This window comes from Pedobacter jejuensis, assembly GCF_003725795.1.
GTDB lineage: Bacteria > Bacteroidota > Bacteroidia > Sphingobacteriales > Sphingobacteriaceae > Pedobacter > Pedobacter jejuensis.
The window spans coordinates 151,619-173,508 of sequence record NZ_RBEE01000002.1 but is presented as its reverse complement, the minus strand read 5'-3'; the positions used below and the strand labels follow the sequence as shown (position 1 = coordinate 173,508).

The 21,890-nt window shown below is 34.8% G+C and carries 17 protein-coding genes; 6 read left to right on the top strand and 11 right to left on the bottom strand.

The window, feature by feature from the left end; all coding sequences use genetic code 11:
* Window positions 1–105 precede the first annotated feature (105 nt).
* Both D7004_RS01405 and D7004_RS01400 read right to left on the bottom strand, forming a co-directional pair.
* Window positions 106–807 (bottom strand): DUF4397 domain-containing protein, encoded by a 702-nt coding sequence (locus D7004_RS01405; RefSeq protein ID WP_123204084.1) that lies wholly within the window; start codon window positions 805–807, stop codon window positions 106–108.
* A 434-nt stretch (window positions 808–1,241) separates the two neighbouring features.
* Entirely contained in the window at window positions 1,242–2,864 is a 1,623-nt protein-coding gene (locus tag D7004_RS01400) for an ABC-F family ATP-binding cassette domain-containing protein (RefSeq protein WP_123204083.1), read from the bottom strand.
* A gap of 1,414 nt (window positions 2,865–4,278) precedes the next feature.
* On the opposite strand from D7004_RS01400, the gene D7004_RS01395 reads away from it, so the two are divergent.
* The 3 genes from D7004_RS01395 to D7004_RS01385 all read left to right on the top strand — a co-directional run bounded on the left by D7004_RS01395 (window position 4,279) and on the right by D7004_RS01385 (window position 6,123).
* Window positions 4,279–4,848 (top strand): hypothetical protein, encoded by a 570-nt coding sequence (locus D7004_RS01395; RefSeq protein ID WP_123204082.1) that lies wholly within the window; start codon window positions 4,279–4,281, stop codon window positions 4,846–4,848.
* 99 nt (window positions 4,849–4,947) lie between these two features.
* Window positions 4,948–5,523 (top strand): nitroreductase family protein, encoded by a 576-nt coding sequence (locus D7004_RS01390; protein WP_123204081.1) that lies wholly within the window; start codon window positions 4,948–4,950, stop codon window positions 5,521–5,523.
* 147 nt (window positions 5,524–5,670) lie between these two features.
* On the top strand, window positions 5,671–6,123 hold the full coding sequence (locus tag D7004_RS01385) for a 3-oxoacyl-ACP synthase (protein ID WP_123204080.1): 453 nt from the start codon (window positions 5,671–5,673) through the stop codon (window positions 6,121–6,123).
* 55 nt (window positions 6,124–6,178) lie between these two features.
* On the opposite strand, the gene D7004_RS01380 is transcribed toward D7004_RS01385, so the two are convergent.
* Genes D7004_RS01380 through D7004_RS01365 form a run of 4 tightly spaced genes read right to left on the bottom strand, consistent with a single transcriptional unit; the run spans window position 6,179 to window position 10,566 of the window.
* Window positions 6,179–7,348: an RsiV family protein gene (locus D7004_RS01380; protein WP_123204079.1), complete on the bottom strand. Its 1,170-nt coding sequence runs from the start codon at window positions 7,346–7,348 to the stop codon at window positions 6,179–6,181.
* Between the two features lie 39 nt (window positions 7,349–7,387).
* A complete protein-coding gene (locus tag D7004_RS01375) occupies window positions 7,388–8,263 on the bottom strand; it encodes a polysaccharide deacetylase family protein (protein ID WP_123204078.1) in 876 nt (291 codons plus the stop codon).
* A gap of 11 nt (window positions 8,264–8,274) precedes the next feature.
* Window positions 8,275–9,636, bottom strand: coding sequence for a M1 family aminopeptidase (locus tag D7004_RS01370; RefSeq protein WP_123204077.1), 1,362 nt, complete (start codon window positions 9,634–9,636; stop codon window positions 8,275–8,277).
* Between the two features lie 51 nt (window positions 9,637–9,687).
* Window positions 9,688–10,566 (bottom strand): polysaccharide deacetylase family protein, encoded by an 879-nt coding sequence (locus tag D7004_RS01365; protein ID WP_123204076.1) that lies wholly within the window; start codon window positions 10,564–10,566, stop codon window positions 9,688–9,690.
* 176 nt (window positions 10,567–10,742) lie between these two features.
* Between D7004_RS01365 and D7004_RS01360 the strand changes: the two genes are divergently transcribed.
* Both D7004_RS01360 and D7004_RS01355 read left to right on the top strand, forming a co-directional pair.
* Window positions 10,743–13,250, top strand: coding sequence for a S9 family peptidase (locus D7004_RS01360; protein ID WP_123204075.1), 2,508 nt, complete (start codon window positions 10,743–10,745; stop codon window positions 13,248–13,250).
* A 421-nt stretch (window positions 13,251–13,671) separates the two neighbouring features.
* On the top strand, window positions 13,672–15,324 hold the full coding sequence (locus D7004_RS01355) for a M28 family metallopeptidase (RefSeq protein WP_123204074.1): 1,653 nt from the start codon (window positions 13,672–13,674) through the stop codon (window positions 15,322–15,324).
* 95 nt (window positions 15,325–15,419) lie between these two features.
* Here the strand turns inward: D7004_RS01355 and D7004_RS20915 are convergent, their stop codons facing one another.
* From D7004_RS20915 to pyrE, 5 genes are all read right to left on the bottom strand, one after another.
* Complete coding sequence (locus D7004_RS20915) at window positions 15,420–15,686, bottom strand: hypothetical protein (RefSeq protein WP_244214218.1); 267 nt, start codon at window positions 15,684–15,686, stop codon at window positions 15,420–15,422.
* 81 nt (window positions 15,687–15,767) lie between these two features.
* Window positions 15,768–16,022, bottom strand: coding sequence for a hypothetical protein (locus tag D7004_RS20910; protein ID WP_244214217.1), 255 nt, complete (start codon window positions 16,020–16,022; stop codon window positions 15,768–15,770).
* A gap of 411 nt (window positions 16,023–16,433) precedes the next feature.
* Entirely contained in the window at window positions 16,434–19,031 is a 2,598-nt protein-coding gene (clpB, locus tag D7004_RS01345) for an ATP-dependent chaperone ClpB (protein WP_123204073.1), read from the bottom strand.
* A 1,111-nt stretch (window positions 19,032–20,142) separates the two neighbouring features.
* Complete coding sequence (locus D7004_RS01335; protein ID WP_123204071.1) at window positions 20,143–20,541, bottom strand: SRPBCC family protein; 399 nt, start codon at window positions 20,539–20,541, stop codon at window positions 20,143–20,145.
* A 47-nt stretch (window positions 20,542–20,588) separates the two neighbouring features.
* Complete coding sequence (gene pyrE / locus D7004_RS01330) at window positions 20,589–21,239, bottom strand: orotate phosphoribosyltransferase (protein WP_123204070.1); 651 nt, start codon at window positions 21,237–21,239, stop codon at window positions 20,589–20,591.
* On the opposite strand from pyrE, the gene D7004_RS01325 reads away from it, so the two are divergent.
* Window positions 21,238–21,849, top strand: a complete 612-nt coding sequence (locus tag D7004_RS01325; protein WP_123204069.1) for an NUDIX hydrolase — start codon at window positions 21,238–21,240, stop codon at window positions 21,847–21,849. The genes pyrE and D7004_RS01325 overlap by 2 nt on opposite strands.
* Window positions 21,850–21,890 lie beyond the last annotated feature (41 nt).

Genomic DNA, 21,890 nt, shown 5'->3' with positions numbered 1-21,890 from the left:
GATTTGTTAATGATTTGGTGTGGATTGCAATTCTGATGCAAAGTTAATGAAAATGACACCATCCGTTTAACCGGATGATGTCGATTTTCGTTTCATATGTAGGTGTTATTTATTTGTAAGGATGCTTAAGCCAAATTTGGTGCTATCTGTTTTACTTTTTAAACCTTTTGCCCAAAGTGTGTAAATTTTGCCGGCTTCAATTTTTGTGTCTGGAAGTGTAGCAGTTACTGCATTGCTTTCTTTAATTTGAAAAGTATAACTTGCTGATGGGTCTATAGAAATGAAAGGAGAAGCTTCTTTATATGCTTTTGCAGCTACTAAAGCTGCATCTTTACCAACAACAGCTAAATCTAAAGCAGCAGCATCAGGACTTAAATTTATAAATCGAATTTTTGCTTTGCCGGTTTCAGGAGCTTTTAAATCATCTTCAACCACTAAAATTTTTGGAGTTGGCAAAACATCTATCACAAAAGCCGAATAGAATAAACCAGATTGCAGATTGACATTTGCTGTAGAGATAAATTTGGTTGAATCTTTTTTAGTGATACCGAATAATCTTGAGCCAGGGTAGGCACCGAAATAGCCCAAATCGTTTGTGTAGTTAAAAGCTTTATTGTTAGCTTTTTGATTATCTACGATAAAATCTAAAGCACCAGTGCCTGGAGATGCATGTACAAAACCTATACCTGCAACGGTAACGGCATCGTTATTCCAATCTTTTTTACAGGCTGATATAAATATGGTAAATAACAGGAGCGAGCATATAATTTTTGTTGTCGTACTAAATTTGTTCAGTTTCGTTTTCATTTTAATGATTTAAGTCAATTTTAAATTAAAATTGGTTAATGGCCATTAACACTTTTTCTGATAGAACGAAACAGGATAGAAAAACGCTACAGTGTGTAAGAATTATTTTAATCGACTGTATTATATTATTATAAAATGAACTGTATATCAAAATAACCACCCCGCCTTTCAGGCACCCCTCCAAAGGAGGGGAATGTAGGATGCAATTCCCCTCTTTCAGAGGGGTGGTCGAAGACCGGCGTGTTCGATAGCAAGAGTTTAATTATTGAAATATATGTAAATCAGAATGTAATTTCTTTTTTTCAAAAAGTATAATTCACTATCGGTTTAGTCGATATTTTTTTTTGACTAAAAAGTAATTAAAAAAACAGCTACAAAAAAAGAGCTTTGAATCAAAATCAAAGCTCTTTCTAAAATAATATTTAAAAATGAATTTACGAGTACATTTCTTCTCGAAGCTTTGCAATGTCCGAACTGTTGATGTATTCATCATAAGTCATTAACTTATCTATAGTTCCTTTTGGTGTAATTTCTATAATACGGTTTGCAACAGTTTCTGTTAACTGATGATCTCGTGAAGTAAATAAAATCGTTCCTTTAAAATCTTTCATACCGTTGTTTAGCGCTTCGATAGATTCTAAATCAAGGTGGTTGGTAGGTTCGTCAAACATCAACACATTTGCTTGTTGAAGCATCATCCTGGAAAACATACAACGCATTTTTTCTCCACCAGAAAGCACTTTTACGTTCTTCAAAACCTCTTCGCCAGAAAATAACATACGGCCTAAAAAGCTTCTTACAAATTGCTCGTCAGCATCTGTTCCTGAGTACTCACGTAACCAATCAACTAAATTTTCATTTTTGTTAGCAAAATATTCTGCGTTATCGTTTGGTATATCAGCGGTGCTGATGGTAACTCCCCATTTAAAGTCACCTTTAAAGTTGGTATCTCTACCACTTAAAACATCGTAAAATGCTGCGGTTGCCAAACTATTTTGCGATAACACAGCAATCTTATCGCCTTTGTTAACCATGAAGGTAACTTTATCGAATAAAATACCGTCGTTGCCAGATTTGCCTAAAGCGTCAACCTGTAAAATCTGATCGCCTGCTTCTCTACCTGTATTGTTAAATATAATTGCAGGATATTTTCTGCTCGATGCTTTAATCTCCGTAATATCGATTTTATCAAGTGCTTTTTTACGCGAAGTTGCTTGTTTTGATTTTGATGCATTTGCACTAAATCGGCGGATAAACTCCTGTAACTCTTTTACTTTTTCTTCAGTTTTCTTGTTCTGGTCGCTACGTTGTTTCAATGCCAGCTGACTAGATTCATACCAGAATGTATAGTTACCAGAGTAGATGTTCATTTTCGCGAAATCAATGTCTACAATGTGCGTACAAACGGCATCTAAAAAGTGCCTATCGTGGCTTACAACCAATACAATGTTTTGATAATCCGCTAAAAAGTTCTCCAGCCAGGCAATGGTTTCAATGTCTAAATCGTTGGTAGGCTCATCGAGCAACAAAATATCAGGATTACCAAAAAGCGCTTGTGCCAACAACACACGTACTTTTTGTGTGTTATCTAATTCTTTAAGTAATTTATAGTGATTTTCTTCAGTAATGCCCAGGTTACTCAACATGGTAGCTGCATTACTTTCCATGTTCCAGCCATCTTTTTCAGCAAAGATATTTTCCAATTCACCAGCACGTTCGCCGTCTTTTTCGGTAAAATCTTCTTTCATGTAGATAGCGTCTTTTTCCTTCATAATGGCATAAAGTTCTTTATGTCCCATCATTACCGTTTCCAAAACCGTCGATTCATCAAGTTCGTGGTGATTTTGTTTTAAAACAGCCATCCTTTCACCAGGTGTAAAAGCAACACTACCAGAAGTTTGGCTCACTTCGCCCGATAAAATTTTTAGAAAAGTTGATTTTCCTGCACCATTGGCTCCAATTACACCATAGCAATTGCCTTGGTTAAATTTAAGGTTTACATCTTCAAAAAGTGTGCGTTTGCCGTAGCGTAAGGAAAGATTAGAAACTGAAATCATACTGTAAATAAATAAGCCGCAAAGATACGGTTAATAGTCCGAAGTCAAAAGTGAATAGTAGGGTAGTATTTTCTTTTATTCTTAGTCATCGATTTGTGTTCCCACAGACCGAAACAGCATATTGTAAATATTTGTTGGCCAACTAAGGATTTATTGAATTCGTAGTTATTAAAGCTTTGACAACTTTTTAAAAGTTGTCAAAGCTAATGTCTATTCCTGATTTATATGAACAAAAACGGGACAGGTTTGAAAGAAATATGATTTATATTTTGGAAACGAAGGTTCAGTTTTTCACGGCAAAGGCAGTCCTGCTTTCACTACAATCTTTTTGTTATCGTTCTGCTTTAAATTGAAAGAATTCTGCAACAAAAAGGATTTTCGTTTAATCAGGTTTATTTAACAAAGTCAGATGTTCTTATTGCAAAGTTCAAATCAAATTTATCGCATTCTCCTCAATTTGTGTATTCAAACACCGAAACAGGCTTTAAATAAATTCTAAATGGTATTTAATTTATGTTTGGAAACAAAGGGATTAATTTTTATGCTCCTCGGTGTGTGTGCCCATAGACCGAAACAAAATAGTGTAACTGTTGTATTGCCAACGCCGGGCATTAGTTGAATTCGTAGTTATAAAACTTTGACAACTTTTAAAAAGTTGTCAAAGCTGATGTCTATTCCTGATTTATGTGTACAAAAACGAGGCAGGTTTTAAAAAAATATGATTTATATTTTGGAAACGAGCGTTCAGTTTTTCATAGCAAAAGCAGTCCTGCTTTCACTGCAATCTTTTTGTTATCGTTCTGCTTTAAATTGAAAGTAATCTGCAACAAAAAGGATTTTCGTTTAATCAGGTTTATTTAACAAAGTCAGATGTTCTTATTGCAAAGTTCAAATCAAATTTATAGCATTCTCCTCAATTTGTGTGTTCAAAAACCGAAATAGGCTTTAAATAAATTCTAAATGTTATTTAATTTATGTTTTGGAAACAAAGGGATTAATTTTTATGCTCCTCGGTGTGTGTGCCCATAGACCGAAACAAAATAGTGTAACTGTCGTATTGCTAACGAACGGGGATTAGTTGAATTCGTAGTTATTAAAGCTTTGACAACTTTTTAAAAGTTGTCAAAGCTGATGTCTATTCCTGATTTATGTGTACAAAAACGAGGTAGGTTTTAAAGAAATATGATTTAGATTTTGTAAACAAGCGTTCAGTTTTTCATGGCAAAGGCAGTCCTGCTTTCACTGCAATCTTTTTGTTATCGTTCTGCTTTAAATTGAAAGAATTCTGCAACAAAAAGGATTTTCGTTTAATCAGGTTTATTTAACAAAGTCAGATGTTGTAATCGAAATGTCTTAATCAAGGCTTATAGAAAATTTATATTTTTATAAATTGGTTTACAAAAACTGGTTATTTATGCAGTACCTAATCAACATAATAAAAAATCCAATTGGTGTAATTCAGGTTGAGGAAGTTGCAGCTTTATCATTAAATGATATTTATTCTATAACCGATTTAATCAACCTAAGTTTTCATAAAGAGGAACAAATTGCTTTCAGAGCAGCTTGGATTTTAGAGCGTATTTACTCAAACCACCAATCCAAACTTATGCCCTATACTACAATATTTTTAGATAAGCTCCCGCTTCAACAGAACTTATCTGCACTTAGGCATTATGTAAAAATTCTTGCTTTTATCACAAAGAAAAATGCAGCCGAGGATGTACAAAATATTATGAATAATTATGATACCAATTACTTAGCAGAGGTAATATTCGGTTGGTTAATTGATGAGAAAATTCCAGTGGCAGTGAAATCACATTGCCTAAATATTTTGGCCAATCTTTGCACAAAGCACAGTTGGATAAGAGACGAGCTTACAGAAACAATGGATTATTTAGTTGATAAAGAAAGTATTGCCTTTTTTGCAAAGGTGAAACAAATAAGAAAGCAGTTGAAGAATACAAAACTTATCAAGCCATTGTAATTAGTAGCTTAATACATTAAAAAGTCACATATTTCTGTTTTAATTATTTTAATAAAGGCTTTCCGCTTTGTTCTTTTAGCTTTTATCTATTTTTACCAAATGAGTACGAATTACGAAATTGTATCAAAAATTATAAAAGAGCGACGCAGTATTTTTCCTGCAAGTTACATCAAAAAGGAAATTCCGGTTGAGGTAATAAATCAGATATTAGAAACAGCCAATTATGCACCAACACATAAATTAACACAACCCTGGCGTTTTGTTGTGATAAGAAAAGCTGCATTGGCGAGGTTGGGTGAGGAGTTAGGCAGGTTATATAAAAACCTGGTTAGTCCACAACAGTTTTTGCAGAAAAAGTATGACAGCTTTGCTGAGAAAACAAGCCAAGCCGATTGCATTATTGCTATTAATATGCAGCTTAGTGGCAAAATTCCCGAGTGGGAAGAATTGGCAGCTGTATCTTGTGCGGTTCAAAATATGGCCTTAACCGCCGAAAGTTTAAAAGTTGGTGCTTATTGGAGTTCTCCACCACTTATTGATGATTTGGGCGAATTTTTAAGTTTGCAAGAAAACGAAAAATGTATAGGCCTTTTTTACATGGGCTATCATAATGAAAAACCCTGGGAACCCAATCGTACTCCAATTGAAGAAAAAGTTAGGTGGATTGAAGCATAGTAATTGTATATAGAGAAATTGTTTTATTGTTAAATAGCCATCAGCGTTTATAACAATTTAGCAATAAAACAATCTATTCTTAAATCGTTTAATCCAATTATTCATTACCAACTTAAATCAAGCATCTTACATTTTCCATAAAAAAACATGTCTAATTTAAAACCTAAACTATATCAGCTTTGCTTAACTTTTATTCAAAATAGAATAGAAAACATTGAGTATTCCTTGCAGCAAGCCAGGCAAGCATCGAACGATGATACCAAAAGTAGTGCTGGTGATAAGTATGAAACCACTCGTGAAATGATGCAGCAGGAGATGGATAGAAACAGCAAATTATTGTACGAGGCTGGTCAGCAGAAAATTGCCTTGCAACAAATAGAAAATGTTGATGCCGCTAAGGAGGTTAAAAACGGAAGTTTGGTTATTACTTCTGGTGGTAATTTTTACATCAGTATAAGCGCAGGAGAATTGAAATTGGATGGTCAATCATTTTTCGCCGTATCTCAGGCCGCACCAATTGGCAAATTTCTCATTGGTAAAAAAGTTGGTGAGGAAATGATTTTTAACGGAAAAAAATATTTGATTTCAGAGATTTTATAGCTATACGTTAAATTAGTGAAGTTCATCTTTCGCCATCAAGCCCAGAAATCGAATGTTATTTCAATCCAATCCTTGAAGAAAAACCAGGCGTTAAATAGGGCTTTAATTCGGCAAAGGGAATAAAAACCACAATTTGACCTTGAGCGTAACTTGCAACTTCATAAGGATTGTACATAAATGCCAAACCGTTTTTGTTGAAATAAAAGTTATTATTTGGTTTTAAGAAATTGTCGAATAAAACGGTGTTCAACTCATCGCCAGCCTTAATGTTATATTGGTTTCTTAGGTTTTTCTCCAATAAATTTTGAAGCGAATTAGAATCTATTTTAACAATATCGCTTAAAGCCATTTGCTTTTTTTCTTTTACATCTAAACAATACATCAAGCTACTGTAATAACCATGGGCTCCGCCGGTATAGGTATCTGCCAGAAAGTCGATAACTACAAAGCCATCATCGTTACATAAAATTGATTGCTGACTGTTGTTGGTGTAATTCATCCATTCCATATATCCTCTGTCTGGTCCGGTTCGTTGTTGCTCTGTAATTTCTTTTTTATAATCAGCAAAATATGCATCGGCAATTTTTTTAAATGCCGGCACTCTATCCATATTGGTTGATTTTATTCCTGAAATTTTTTTCAGTTGATTGTTTAACCAAACTCCAGATTCATCATTAGCATTTGCTTGTAAATATTCAAAAGAAATTTCTGCTGTTGGTGTTTTTGGTTTGTCTGCAAATGCCTTTACCGAATCTCTGTAAATGCCAGGCGTAAATGCGTAACTTCCTTCGGCATATTTTTCTGTTAATGCAATTGGATATGTTTTTGTTTTATCTCCGCTTCGCCAATTACCATTAAATGCTGAGCCATTCCATTTCAATGTTAATATTGGTGGCTTAGCGTTTTGGTTAAAATAGTAATCATTAAAACTATTTTCTGTAAGTATCAGGCTGTCTTTTCCAACAAGAGTATCTGCAGTTAAATTAAGCCATGCACCATCATAATAATATTCACCATCAATGCTGCCATCTAATCTCTGCAAATGCATTACTACTGGCTTTCCTGCTATCGTTCCTTCTAATCTTTTATAAAAATTTTGTGGTAATTCTGTATTTACCTTTGCTGTACTATCAGCAATTTCGCTATCACTTTTGCTGTTTTTAGCATTGTTGCAGGCAGAAAGCATAAATAATCCACCTAGGAAAACAAGAATTAGTTTTTTCATAAATCTTTTTAGGGATGAGTAATTTATTTACATTCGAAACTATGTTTTTGTTTTGTTAAAGCTTTTATTTATGCTATAATATAAATTTTTAGCGGTGTATCTTCCTGGGTCGATAATCCTGCGGATGGTGTAAAGCGGAAAATTCTCATCTCTAGGTGTTGACAGTATAAAGGCAGCTTTGAAGCCATGTTCTTTAAGCTTGTGCAAGTTAGCGGCTTTATAAACGCCATAAGGAAATGCGAAATATTCTACTTTCTTACCGGTTATGGTTTCTAACTTTTTAGTTGGTTCATCTATTTGTGTTGTCCAATCTTCATCATTAAATTGTGCAAAATTTTTATGGTCATACGTGTGGCTGGCAATACAATTCCCTTCATCAGCTAATTGCTTAATTTGTGCTGCCGACATATAATTAATTCGCCCTTTGCGACCGATAGAAACCGTCATGATGAAATAAACACCTTTAAAACCATATTTTTTTAAAGTTGAAGCACCAATGCTAAATTGATCTTCATCAGTATCATCAAAAGTTATCATAATAGGTTTTGGCGGCAATGTTTTACCATAAACCAAATAATCATAAAGCTGATCTGGCAGAATCGTGTGGTACCCGCTATCTGCAATCATTTTAATGTGTTCTCTAAATTTATCTGGGGCAATAATATCATCGTGTGCTCTTTTGCTATCACTTGCAATATTATTTCTGATTTGATGATAGCAAAGCACCGGAACCTCTCTACGGGCAAGAATGGTTTTATTATCTGCTGGTTTTAAAGTGGTATCTACTTTTGATTCAATAGACGTATTTTCTTTAGTTTTTTCTTTGTCGCTACGGCTTGTACACGAGCTTAAAAGTGAACTCAATAATAGTGCTGTTAATAGGGGATGAGCGAGGTTTTTTACTTTTGTTTTCAATGTTTTAAAAATTATTTAATTAAATGAACAGCATTTTCAGATTGAATAAAGTCTTTCTCATAAGTGTCCCATTCGTTTTTTGTTACACCTGATTTTAGTGCGCAATTTTTAAAGAAATTATAATCTGTTAATTCGTTTTTAGTAATTAAGCAAGTGTTTAAGAATTTAAACATTCGCTTTTCGCCAATAATTTGTTCAAGTCCTCTTAGTAAGAATGGACCGTAAGTGTACCTATAGGTACCAGATATGCTATTCATATCTTTTATGGCGTTTAATGGAACAGCTTTAAAATCTTTTAGTTGTTTGGCTCTGGTTTGAAAATACCGGGTTGCAAAGGGTTTACCAAACTTATCTTCTGCAGCTTTAACTGATAAATATTCTGCTGTTGATTCTAAAAAAAACCAAAATAAGGTTGAATTCGGCTGTAAAACATTCCCAAAATAGTAATGCGCAATTTCATGAGCAATAAAAGGATAATCTGTAGAATCTTTTAATTGTGAATGCTCTTTATCAACCATATCCCCTAATTTTAATCCTGCAAATGCTATTACCGGAAAGGATACGAAACCCCAGCTTCTTCCTTTGTTAAATTTTTCTACAGGAGCATGTTCTATAAAAACGTTTTTTGTTTCATAAGGAATTTTTAAAGACTTATTAAAGTAAGTCTTCATATCTGCAATGTTTTGCTCAAAAACCGAAAGTTCTTTTTCATTCATTGCAGTATTTAAAAATAATGCGCCATTGGTTTTTTGTATTCCATAATCACCAGCGAAAAGAAGTGGAGCAATTGCAATGTCTGATTTAAACTTTGCAACCGGACCTGGTTTTGGAACATCGCCGTTTACAAATATTGTTTTAGAATCTGTACTTTTTACTTCTATTTCATAGGTCATTTGCTCAATAAGCCTATCATTTTTAATATCGTAAATTATTGGATACCATTTTGATTGGTCAGTTGCCCGAACAGTTTTTCCATTAAATGCAATTAATCCTTTAAAATCAATAAAATTTAAAGTGTCCGTATAAATAGGAAAGGCTCCGGTATAAGTGATATGGAGTAGCTTTGGGTTTGTCAAAACATCATCACCCTTTTGTGGCACATAAGTCAAACCTTCGCCACGCATTTTACCATTGTAAAAACCCGAATAGCTTAATGTTTTATCTAAAGAATCTTTAATGGCATTAATGTTAAATCCCTTGTTTAATAGTATTTGGTAATCTTTTCCTAAATCAGGGATATTACTCAAAACAAAATCACAGGTTATTTGCCCAGTAGCCATTACCACGTCAACATTTCCTTTTAAATGGGGCGTTTGACCACGAACATTTAAAAGTGCAAACGTTAATAGTGCTGCAATTAAGTATCTTTTCATACCTGTCGATTTTTCTATTAAATTAATAAAAGTTCAACACTTAAATGAATATTAGAAACTATTTTTTATGCTATTGCTCAACGTTTTAGGACTCCAATAGCCACTTGCAATAATTCTTCTGATTGTGAATAATGGATCTTTTTCATCACGTTTTGTAGATAATTGATAAGCCATTCTAAAACCTCGTTTTTTTAATTCAGGAATTCCTTCTGCATTCCACAATCCAAACGGATAAGCAAACTCTGTCATTTTTTTACCGGTAATTTCTTCCAGTCTTTTAGTTGGTTTGTCCAATTGTTCTTCCCAGTCTTTGCCTGTATATTTTTTAAAATTTTTATGGTCATACGTGTGCGAACCAATTACATTTCCTTCATCGGCGAGTTGTTTAATTTGCTCTGAAGTCATATAATCTACAAATTTTCCTTTTCTGCCGATCGAAACCGTCATTATAAAATACACGGCCTTATAACCTAATTTATCAAGTGTTGGGCGTACAATTGTAAACTGATCCATATCAGTATCATCAAAAGTTAGCATAATTGGTTTGCTGGGTAAAGCAGCACCGGTATTTAAATAAGCATACAGCTGATCGGGCAAAATGGTGTGGTAACCACTATCGGCCAACATTTTCATTTGGTCTTTAAAATTCTGAATCTCAACAATATAATCCTTACCAACTTTACCGTCTGTAGGTTTCCAGTTTCTTACCTGGTGGTAGCACAAAATTGGGACTTGTTTTCTTGCTAAAATGGTTTTAGCATCGGCAACTTTTATTTTTGATACATCGATTTTAGATGATTCCGTTTTAATTTCTTGTGAAGTTTTATCGGTAGAATCCTTGCTATTGCTGGCTTCAGTTTGTGGTTTAGATTGGCAACTTGCAAGTAATATTGCTGCAGCGGTAATTGTTGTTAAGATGTTAATTTTCATGTAGAAGTATTTCTTGCAAAACTATAAAATCTGCTAAAAACTAAGTGCAAATTTATCATGTGTTGATAAATAAATCAGCCTTATATTTTAGCAACAAACTATCGCATTTATTACATCCGAAATAAAGCTAAGTTCCCGTTTATTGAATATTTTAGGGCTTTTAAAATCAAACCTGAATGAATAAATTTTACAAACTCGTTTTATGTGCTCAGCTATTATCGTTTGCAGTTATTGCACAAAATAAAACCTTTACCATTACAGAAAACGTGCAAGCACAGCCAAAAGCAAATTATCAGCTGGCATCGAGGTTTTCTCCAAATAAATTGAAAAAAATGGTGTATTCTACTTCGGTAGATCCGCACTGGCTGAAATTAAGCAACCGTTTTTGGTACACATTCGAAAGCCCAAAAGGCAAGTTTTGGTATTTGGTAGATCCTGCTGCGAAATCAAAGAAACTAATGTTTGATAACGCTAAACTGGCCGCCGATATCACCTTAATTGTTCGCGACCCGTTTGATGCTGAACATTTACCATTAGAGAATTTAAAGTTTGCTGCTGATGAAAAGAGTATTTCTTTTGAAGTAAAAAGTTCTATCGACGAACTGAAAAAAGATAGAAAGGATAAAAAAGCTGCAGATTCTATGCAAAAGAAAATTTATTCATTTAAGTATGATTTAGCAACAACCAAGTTAACTGAAGTAGCCAATTTTAGCCGACCAAAACCTAAACCAATGTGGGGTTCAGTAGCTCCGGATTCATCGGCAATTATTTTTTCAAGGAATTATAATTTGTATTGGATGGATAAAGACAACTATAAAAAGGCTGTAAAGAATGAAGATGACAGTACGATTGTAGAGCATCAACTTACGAAGGATGGCGTTAAATTTTACTCTTATGGTAGTGATGGTGATGGCGAGAATAACGTTGAGAATGAAAAAAACAATAAAAAAAGAAGAGGCGCTTACGTGCTTTGGTCGCCAAATGCTAAATATTTTGTTTTAGATAGAACCGATTCTCGTAAAGTAAAAGATTTATGGGTGATTAATAGCGTAACTCTTGGTCGCCCAACTTTAGAAACTTACAAATACCAAATGCCGGGCGAGGCAGAAGCACCACAAGATGAAGTGTTGCTTTTTGATTTCGCGGCGAAGTCTTACAAAAAACTAAATGTTTCAGCGTTTAAGGATCAGAGCATTTCTGTTTGGAGCAAACCATCGTTAAATAAAGATAGGGATAACGAATTTCGCCCTTCTGTTTGGTTGGGTAATGATAATAGATTTTATTTTTCTCGCACCAGTCGCGATTTAAAACGAATAGATATTGCTACGGTAGATATTTCAACAAGTAAAGTTACACCTTTAATTGATGAGCGTTTTAATACTTATGTTGAGGTAAACCGACCTGGATTAATTAACGACGGAAACGAACTAATACATTGGAGTGAACGCGATGGCTGGGCACATTTTTATTTGTTTGATGGAAACGGCAAACTTAAAAATCAAATTACAAAAGGTTCTTTTCATTGCGAAAGTATTGTAAATATCGATGAGAAAAATCGTGTGCTTTATTTCACAGCAAATGGGAGAGAAGGTAAGGAAGACCCATACTATTTGCATTTGTACAGCATCAAGTTTGATGGTACAAATATGAAACTATTAAACCCTGGCGATTTTGATCACTTGTCGAACCTTAATGATAACAATACGTACTTCGTTGATAATTATTCGAGGGTAAACACGGTTCCAAAATCTACCTTATACAATAAAGATGGTGTGAAGGTTATGGATTTAGAAACCACTGATTTATCATTGTTAATGGCTGCTGGTTATAAATTTCCTGAACCGTTTAAAGTTAAAGCTGATGATGGAGTTACCGATTTGTATGGTGTAATGTATAAACCATTTGATTTCGACCCAACTAAAAAATATCCAATTATAGAATATGTTTATCCTGGTCCGCAAACTGAAGCTGTAAACAAGGCATTTACCAAAAGTATGGATCGTACTGAGCGATTGGCACAGTTTGGTTATATCGTAATTACAGTTGGTAACCGCGGTGGAAATCCATCTAGATCTAAATGGTACCACACTTACGGGTATGGAAATCTTCGCGATTATGGTTTGGCTGATAAAAAAGCAGCGATTGAGCAACTTGCAGCAAAATACTCATTTATTGATGACGATAAAGTTGGTATAACTGGTCATTCTGGTGGAGGTTTTATGTCAACAGCGGCAATGTTGGTTTATCCTGATTTCTTTAAAGCCGCAGTTTCTAATGCTGGTAACCACGATAATAGTATTTATAACCGATGGTGGAGCGAAAAGCACCATGGTGTAAAAGAAACTGTATCGTTAAAAGGTGATACCTCATTTAAATACAGCATTGATAAAAATCCTGATTTGGCTAAAAACTTAAAGGGACATTTGTTATTGATGCATGGCGATGTGGATAATAATGTTCATCCGGCAAACTCTATTCGTGTAGCAAATGCGTTGATGAAAGCTGGTAAACGCTTCGACTTTTTAATTATTCCTGGTCAGAGACATGGTTTCGGCGACATGACAGAATATGCATTTTGGAAACTTGCCGACCATTTTAACAAGTATTTAATTGGTGATTTCTCTGATCCAAGTGAAGTTGATTTGGTTGAAATGGATAGAGATATAGAACAAAATGGGAAGTAGATATGAACCTCACCCTATTTACGTTTGGGGTAAAAGCACAACCTCCGTAACGACAGGAGAAAATCTACAAACATTGATAGGGTGAGATTTGATGCGTTTAATTTGCTTTAATATTCCCACCTGCCTGGGTAAGATAAAACTCCCAATTCATTTGACCTCACCCTATTAACGTTCGGGTTAAAAGCACAGCCTTTGCTTTCCCTCTCCTTCAGGAGAGGGATGTAAGGACAGGAGAAAACCCACAAACATTGATAGGGTGAGGTCTAAGCTTTAGAGATTCCCACCTGCGTGGAAAAACTGCAGTTTCCAATTCAACATTTAGCAAACTTCTAAATCTATATTCTTTTAATTGCCTCCACCTTATCTCTTCAATTCTATCAAATCCACAAAAATTCATAAATTACCAACTCAATAAAAATTTATGAAGAAAACCCTCTTTTATTTTTCAGCATTAGCAATATGTTTTATTTCTTGTAAGCAATCTTCAGAAGGTAGTTTAAATAGCCCTGATTCATTAGCCATTAAAGAAATCAATGCCGCAAGCCTTACTAAATATTTATCGGTAATTGCTGCAGATAGTTTGGAAGGAAGAAAGCCTTTTACAACTGGCGAAACAAAAACCATAAACTATTTAAAAACTGAATTTGAAAAATTAGGTCTGAAACCTGCCAATGGTGAAAGTTATTTTCAGGAAGTACCGATGGTAGAAATTAAATCCATTCCTGATGATAAAATGATAATTAAGGGCAAATCAGGCAGTTTATCCTTAAACTATTTAACAGAATTTGTTGCAGGTTCTCGCCGTGTTCAAAATGAAGTTAGCATTAAAAATTCTCCCTTGGTTTTTGCCGGGTATGGAATTGTAGCACCAGAATATGAATGGAACGATTACAAAAATTTAGATGTAAAAGGAAAAATCGTTGTCGTTTTAATTAATGATCCTGGGTTTTCCGATTCGACTTTGTTTAAAGGTAAAAATATGACTTATTACGGTCGATGGACTTATAAATTTGAAGAAGCATCGCGACAAGGTGCTGCTGGTGTTTTAATTGTACATGATACAGAACCAGCAGCTTATCCCTGGACTGTAGTTCGAAGTGGTTGGTCTAAATCTAAACTTACGTTGCAAACCGCAAATAATGGCATGGATAGAACCGTTATCGAAGGTTGGATTGGTTTAGATGCTGCAAAGAAATTATTGGCATTAAGTGGACAATCGTTTGAAAATTTAGCTTCAAGCGCATTGAAGAAGGATTTTAAAGCTGTTGATTTAAATGTAACAACATCGCTCAAAATTAAAAATCAAACTAAAAAATCGGTTACGTACAACGTTTTAGCTAAAATTGAAGGTGAAAAATTAAAAGATGAAGCTATAATTTATTCAGCGCATTGGGATCATTTAGGTGTAGGGGAGAAGATTAACGGCGATTCTATTTATAACGGTGCGGTAGATAATGCCACAGGAGTAGCTTCATTATTCGAAATAGCTTCAGCATTTAAAAAATTGCCTAAGAAACCTGAAAGAACTATTCTATTTATTTCTTATTCAGCAGAAGAACAGGGTTTATTGGGTTCGGAATACTATGCTAAGCATCCAACTTTTCCTTTGGAAAAAACAGTTGCAAACATTAATATGGATATGATGGGGCTTGCTGGAAAAACTAAAGACATTGTAGTTTATGGTTTTGGTCAGTCAGAATTAGAAGATTATGCAGCTGCTTCGGCTAAAAAACAAAATCGAGTTGTAGTTCCTGATCCAGTACCATCATCGGGCTTATATTATCGTTCCGATCACTTTAATCTGGCAAAAGTTGGTGTTCCATCTTTATTTACAGGTTCTGGAGTAGATAATATTAAGAACGGTAAAGCATGGGGATTAAAACAAGTTGCCGATTTTACTAAAAATCGTTACCATTCTCCACAAGATAATTTTGACGCAAAAACCTGGGATTTATCGGGCATTGTTGAAGATGTGCAAATGTTATTTGATTTGGGTTACCGCTTGAGTAACGAAACTACATATCCGAATTGGAAAGTAGGTTCGGAATTTAAATCAATAAGAGAAAAGAAATAATTTAATAGCAAAAAGCCACAGATTAACAGTGTATTTTCATCAGCTTTTAAGGATGAAGAATCTGTAAATCTGTGGCTTAATAGTTATCTTAATGACTAAAAGTGAAACATAACACCCAATTTAGGTGCAAATGTATCAGCCTCTAAACCGAATGAGTTTGTTGTAACTTTAGCACCATTCGCTTCATTTTTAGCCTGGAAATTTTGGTAACCTAAACCATTAACTGAAACTTCAATACCGATTCTTTTAGTAGGGAAGAATGCAAAACCTGGAGCAACATTAACACCGATTGATGTTGTAGAAGCAACTTTAGCACCTGTATCGCCATTTGCAGCAACTACTTTGTTAGAACCAAATGCCATAGGAACTGATAATTGTCCGAAGAATTTAAATTGGTCTGATAAACCAACATAATAACGACCAAATGGAGCAACAACAAATGCCTAATTTTGATTTAGGTTACTAACTTCTTTGTTGTAAGTATAACCAACACCTGTACCGATAGCAAAGTTATTGTCAACAAAAAATCCAACACTTGGAATTACGTTAAAGCTTACATCTGATTTTGCAGCACCTTCTACTTTACTAGAATTGAAACCCACACTACCACCTAAAATTACTTTTCCTTTTTCTGTTTGTGCATTTGCACCATAAACTAAACCTGCAACGCCTACTACTGATAATAATAATTTTTTCATCTTTTTATTTATTAATTTGTTTGAAAAACAAGCCAGTTTTTTACTTTTAATTCCTGACTATATTCGCCTAAAAGTCAACACTTGTGCCAAAAGGGATTTCTGTTAGTCATTAAAAAATCAGGTTTTTGCTAATTGGCTTTATGTTAAGATGATATAAAATTGAGGTTAAATCAATATTATTTTTGTGTGACTAAAAATCAATCGTTTGATTAATTTTTTAGGTGTGACAAATTGACAATCTGACTTTTTTAGAATAAATGTCAGATTTAAATCGGAAATTTTGACACCTTTTAGGAATATTTTTTTGATGATTTGAAGGGTATTTTTTCTCTAAATCCGACGTAAAAAAAAGCCGCAGATTTATAGATTAAATACATAATCTATAAATCTGCGGCTATCAATATATCAGAATTAACTGTTTTGATTTAAAAACACAAAGTTGTTATCAAACATATCTAGCTTAATTTTGCTATCCTTATCTACTTTTCCAGAAAGGATTTCTTTCGATAACTCATTCAATATGCGTTTCTGAATCACTCTTTTCAGCGGTCTTGCACCAAATTGCGGATCGTAACCTAATTGTGCTAACCAATCTAAAGCTTCTACCGATGCGTCCATTTCAATTCCCATTTCGGCAAGTGTTTGTTGCACCTGTTTAAATTGTAAGCTCACAATATCTCTAATCTCGTTACGATTTAATGGCGTAAACATAATCAGTTCGTCAATACGGTTTAAAAATTCCGGACGAATGGTTTGTTTCAATACCTCGAAAAGCTCATTCTTAGTTTTCGCTATTACTTCATCTCTGTTCTCATCATTTAAATCTTTAAAATTATCCTGAATTAAATGTGCACCAATGTTCGATGTCATGATGATAATGGTGTTTTTGAAGTTTACCGTTCTGCCTTTGTTATCTGTTAAACGCCCATCATCCAAAACCTGCAACAGAATGTTAAAAACATCCGGGTGTGCTTTTTCAATCTCATCGAGCAGCACCACTGAATAAGGTTTACGTCTTACGGCTTCGGTTAATTGTCCGCCTTCATCGTAACCCACATATCCCGGAGGCGCACCGATTAAGCGTGAAACTGCATGGCGTTCCTGGTATTCACTCATGTCAATACGTGTTAAAGCATTTTCATCATTGAATAAGAATTCTGCCAAAGCTTTCGCCAATTCCGTTTTACCTACACCGGTTGTACCTAAGAATATGAACGAACCAATCGGTTTACGTTTATCTTGTAAACCTGCACGAGAGCGACGAATGGCATCAGAAATGGCTTCAATAGCTTCATCTTGTCCGGCAACACGTTTATGTAATTCTGCTTCTAAGTTCAGTAATTTTTCACGTTCGCTTGCAATTAGTTTAGTTACCGGAATGCCTGTCCAACGTCCAACTACACCTGCAATATCATCCGCTGTAACTTCTTCTTTTAGCATCCTACTATCGCTCTGCTGACTTTCTAAAGTAACTTTCAGCTTATCAAAAGTATCTTGTGCTTCTTTAATTTTACCATAACGAATTTCAGCTACCTTACCATAATCTCCTGCACGCTCGGCTTGTTCGGCTTCTAACTTATAATGCTCAATCTGCTCCAGTTGATTGTTAATGTTATCAACCAAATCTTTTTCACCTTGCCATTTGGCTTTCAATTCATCACGCTCAGCCGATAAGTTTGCTATTTCTTCTGATAAATCTTTTACTTTTTTATCATCTTTTTCCCTTTTAATGGCTTCACGTTCAATTTCCAAGCGCATAATTTCACGGTCTAACGCATCTACATTTTCTGGTACAGAATCCATTTCCATACGCAATTTTGATGCGGCCTCATCCATTAAATCAATCGCTTTATCAGGTAAGAAACGGTCGGCAATATACCGCTGGCTCATTTCTACAGCCGCAATAATCGCCTCATCTTTAATCCTCACTTTGTGGTGTGTTTCGTAGCGCTCTTTCAAACCACGCAGAATCGAAATCGCATCCTGTGTATCAGGTTCATTCACCATCACCTTTTGGAAACGACGCTCAAGCGCTTTATCTTTTTCTAAATATTTCTGGTATTCATCCAAAGTAGTTGCACCAATTGCCCTTAATTCGCCACGAGCCAAAGCAGGTTTCAAAATATTGGCGGCATCCATTGCACCTTCTCCACCACCGGCACCCACTAAAGTGTGTATCTCATCGATAAATAAAATAATATCACCATCGCTTTGCGTAACTTCTTTAACCACAGCTTTTAAACGCTCTTCAAACTCGCCTTTATATTTTGCACCGGCGATTAGCGAACCCATATCTAAAGAATAAACCGTTTTACTTTTTAAATTCTCAGGCACATCACCTTTAATAATTCTGAAAGCAATACCTTCTGCAATTGCGGTTTTACCCACACCTGGCTCACCGATTAAAATAGGGTTGTTTTTAGTTCTACGAGATAAAATTTGTATTACACGTCTAATTTCTTCATCGCGACCAATAACCGGGTCGAGTTTACCACTTTCTGCGTACTCGTTTAAATTACGGGCATATTTATTTAATGCCTGGTAAGTTGCCTCGGCATTTTGGTCGGTTACGCGGTTATCGCCACGTAATTCTGTTATGGCTTTTTTAAGGTCTTTTTCATTTACGCCTTGCTCTTTTAATAATTTCGAAGTGCTATCATTAACGGCTAAAATACCCAATAATAAATGCTCTACCGATACAAATTCATCTTTAAATTCTTTTAAAAATGTTTGTGCTTTTTGCAAAACGCTATTGGTATTGGATGACAAATAGACATTACTTCCGCTCACTTTCGGGAACTTGGCAATTTCTAAATCTAAATTTTGGTTTAATGAGTTAAGGTTAACGTTCAGTTTTTTTAATACATACGAAACCACATTTTCATCAACAGTAAGCAGACCTTTAAGTAGGTGCGCTGTTTCAATAGCTTGTTGCTGATTGCCTTGAGCTATTTCAGAAGCCTGTTGAATTGCTTCCTGGGCCTTTATTGTAAAATTGTTGAAGTTCATATCTGGTTATGCTCAAATCAGATGCCATGGCTACATTAACTTTATAATCGGAAATTTTGTCGCTCGGATTTATTTTTAAGTGACTAAATTTCTGATAATTAAGTATTTATGCTGAAATTTTGACAGAATTTAATAGATTTTGGAAAGCAATTGCAGTAATTCTTCGGTTTCGGTAGTCCTGCTTTCCTTTCTGCCCGAAAAGGGCATTCATTCAATCAGGTTTAGGTGGGTAGATTAGTAGAACTATTAATGGAATTCTTGGCGCATAAAAAAAGCATCTGCCGATTTAAATGCAAGTGTATTTTAATTTTAAATATTTGGAAAGCAATTACAGTAGTTCTTCGGTTTCGGCAGTCCTGCTTTCCTTTCTGCCCGAAAAGGGCATTCATTCAATCAGGTTTAGGTGGGTAGATTAGTAGAACTATTAATGGAATTCTTGGCGCATAAAAAAAGCATCTGCTGATTTAAATGCAAGTGTATGTATTCAAATATTTGGAAAGCAATTGCAGTAGTTCTTCGATTGTGATAGTCCTGCTTTCCTTTCTGCCCGAAAAGGGCATTCATTCAATCAGGTTTAGGTGGGTATGTTAGTAGAACTATTAATGGGAATCATGGCGCATAAAAAAGGCATTTTCCAATTTAAACGCAAAGGCTTGAATGTGTATTTAATTTTAAATATTTGGAAAGCAATTGCAGTAGTTCTTCGGTTTCGGTAGTCCTGCTTTCCTTTCTGCCCGAAAAGGGCATTCATTCAATCAGGTTTAGGTGGGTATGTTAGTAGAACTATTAATGGGAATCATGGCGCATAAAAAAGGCATTTTCCAATTTAAACGCAAAGGCTTGAATGTGTATTTAATTTTAAATATTTGGAAAGCAATTGCAGTAATTCTTCGGTTTCGGTAGTCCTGCTTTCTTTTCTGCCCGAAAAGGGCATTCATACAATCAGGTTTAGGTGGGTAGATTAGTAGAACTATTAATGGAATTCTTGGCGCATAAAAAAGCATCTGCTAATTTAAATGCAAATGCTTGTATATGTATCTAAGTAAATTTTGATGGCGTATTGGTAACTAAATACCCAACAAACCAAAAAACCAACCAACTAAAAAACCAATTACGCTAAAATCTCTTTTAACTTTTCTGTTTGGTGATCTGCTAATTTTTGCAACGGGCCAGATGCCAACATTTTCATCATCATATTTAAATCTGCCGAGATGATGTGTTTTGCTGTTGTAGTTCCATTTCCATTATCTTCAACCGTCCATTTTAATTCTACATCAAAGGGTGCTTTTTCTGAAGGTATTGCGGTTAATTCCTGATTTTCTACCCGATTAGATATCTTGATGGCCAATTTAGCCATATTTTGAATAGTAAAGCGAGCATCATCTTCTGTCGATTCCCAATTGTAAATATTTTCGGGCATCAACTGTTGATGATTGTTCATATTAGAGAGAAAAGCATAAACCTCATTTACAGGCTTGTTTACTTCTACAGCGCTTTCAATAATTGTCATTTAGGTAAGTATTTGAGTTTAGGAGTTCTTTTTTTTAGATAGTGATATTAAAGTTGGTTTTGACCCCAGTTAGACGGATACAAACGCCATTTGCTTAATAAATCCATATCGCCTTTTGCAATAATGCTATGCTCTGCTGCATAATCAATCAATGCCTCGTAATTAGATAAAGTAAAGTATCGGCATTTTGCAGCGCTAAAATTTTCTTCAGCTTGTGCAAAACCGTAAGTAAAAATTGCGGCCAAACCAGCAACTGATAAACCTGCAGTTCTTAATGCCTCCACAGCTTGTAAACTGCTTTTCCCAGTTGAAATTAAATCTTCAATCACCACTACACGTTGGCCTTCTATTACTTCGCCTTCAATTAAACTTCCGGTACCATGCTCTTTTGCTTTTGCTCTAACATAAATAAATGGCAAACCCAATTCTTGTGCTACCAACACACCTTGTGGAATGCCTGCAGTTGCAACTCCGGCAATAACATCAACCGAACCAAATTCTTCTTGAATGGATTGTGCAAGTTTCTGGCGAATGTACGTTCTAACCTGTGGATGGGAAAGGGTAATTCGGTTATCGCAATAAATTGGCGACTTCCAACCAGATGCCCATGTGAAAGGATTATTAGGTTGTAATTTAATTGCCTTTATTTGTAATAAAAATTCCGCTACCTTTAATTCAATATCACTTTTATTATACATGGCCCAAAATTACAGAATTTATATTAACGATAACACCTTGTTTATCTCAGATGTTTTACCTGAGCAAAAAGAAAAAATTCAACAACTTGAATTACAGGATTTTGATTTGCAAATTTTTTATAAAAAATTAAAAAATGGGTCTAAAAAAAGCTACATTTTCTTAACTAAAAACCCGAAAGAAACCTTCAAGAAGTTAAAAAAGGATTGTACCATCATAAAAGCCGCTGGTGGTTTGGTAGAAAGTGCAAAAGGCAATTATCTTTTTATTTTTAGAAATAAGAAATGGGATTTGCCAAAAGGTAAACTTGAAGATGGAGAAAACATGAAAGAAACCGCAGTTAGAGAAGTAGAAGAGGAGTGCGGAATTAAAGTAGCAAAACGTGAAGAAAAGCTTTGCAAAACATATCATGTTTACCCGATGGGTTCGAAATTGGTGATTAAAAAAACCAATTGGTATAAGATGAAAGTAAAAGGCGAACCCAAATTAATACCACAAAAGGAAGAGGGAATTGATGAGGCTGTTTGGTTGGATAAAAACCATATCACTCCTGTAATTAAGAATACTTTCCCATCCATTATGGATGTTTTAAGGGCAGGTGGAATTTTGTAGCCCATGATTGAAATCCTGGGTTTTAGTAAATAGCATTACTA

Coding starts and splice junctions, on each gene's coding strand:
- D7004_RS01405 (WP_123204084.1), bottom strand. CDS start 807: ATGAAAACGAAACTGAACAAATTTAGTACGACAACAAAAATTATATGC.
- D7004_RS01400 (WP_123204083.1), bottom strand. CDS start 2,864: ATGATTTCAGTTTCTAATCTTTCCTTACGCTACGGCAAACGCACACTT.
- D7004_RS01395 (WP_123204082.1), top strand. CDS start 4,279: ATGCAGTACCTAATCAACATAATAAAAAATCCAATTGGTGTAATTCAG.
- D7004_RS01390 (WP_123204081.1), top strand. CDS start 4,948: ATGAGTACGAATTACGAAATTGTATCAAAAATTATAAAAGAGCGACGC.
- D7004_RS01385 (WP_123204080.1), top strand. CDS start 5,671: ATGTCTAATTTAAAACCTAAACTATATCAGCTTTGCTTAACTTTTATT.
- D7004_RS01380 (WP_123204079.1), bottom strand. CDS start 7,348: ATGAAAAAACTAATTCTTGTTTTCCTAGGTGGATTATTTATGCTTTCT.
- D7004_RS01370 (WP_123204077.1), bottom strand. CDS start 9,636: ATGAAAAGATACTTAATTGCAGCACTATTAACGTTTGCACTTTTAAAT.
- D7004_RS01365 (WP_123204076.1), bottom strand. CDS start 10,566: ATGAAAATTAACATCTTAACAACAATTACCGCTGCAGCAATATTACTT.
- D7004_RS01360 (WP_123204075.1), top strand. CDS start 10,743: ATGAATAAATTTTACAAACTCGTTTTATGTGCTCAGCTATTATCGTTT.
- D7004_RS01355 (WP_123204074.1), top strand. CDS start 13,672: ATGAAGAAAACCCTCTTTTATTTTTCAGCATTAGCAATATGTTTTATT.
- D7004_RS20915 (WP_244214218.1), bottom strand. CDS start 15,686: ATGGCATTTGGTTCTAACAAAGTAGTTGCTGCAAATGGCGATACAGGT.
- D7004_RS20910 (WP_244214217.1), bottom strand. CDS start 16,022: ATGAAAAAATTATTATTATCAGTAGTAGGCGTTGCAGGTTTAGTTTAT.
- clpB (WP_123204073.1), bottom strand. CDS start 19,031: ATGAACTTCAACAATTTTACAATAAAGGCCCAGGAAGCAATTCAACAG.
- D7004_RS01335 (WP_123204071.1), bottom strand. CDS start 20,541: ATGACAATTATTGAAAGCGCTGTAGAAGTAAACAAGCCTGTAAATGAG.
- D7004_RS01325 (WP_123204069.1), top strand. CDS start 21,238: ATGGCCCAAAATTACAGAATTTATATTAACGATAACACCTTGTTTATC.
- pyrE (WP_123204070.1), bottom strand. CDS start 21,239: ATGTATAATAAAAGTGATATTGAATTAAAGGTAGCGGAATTTTTATTA.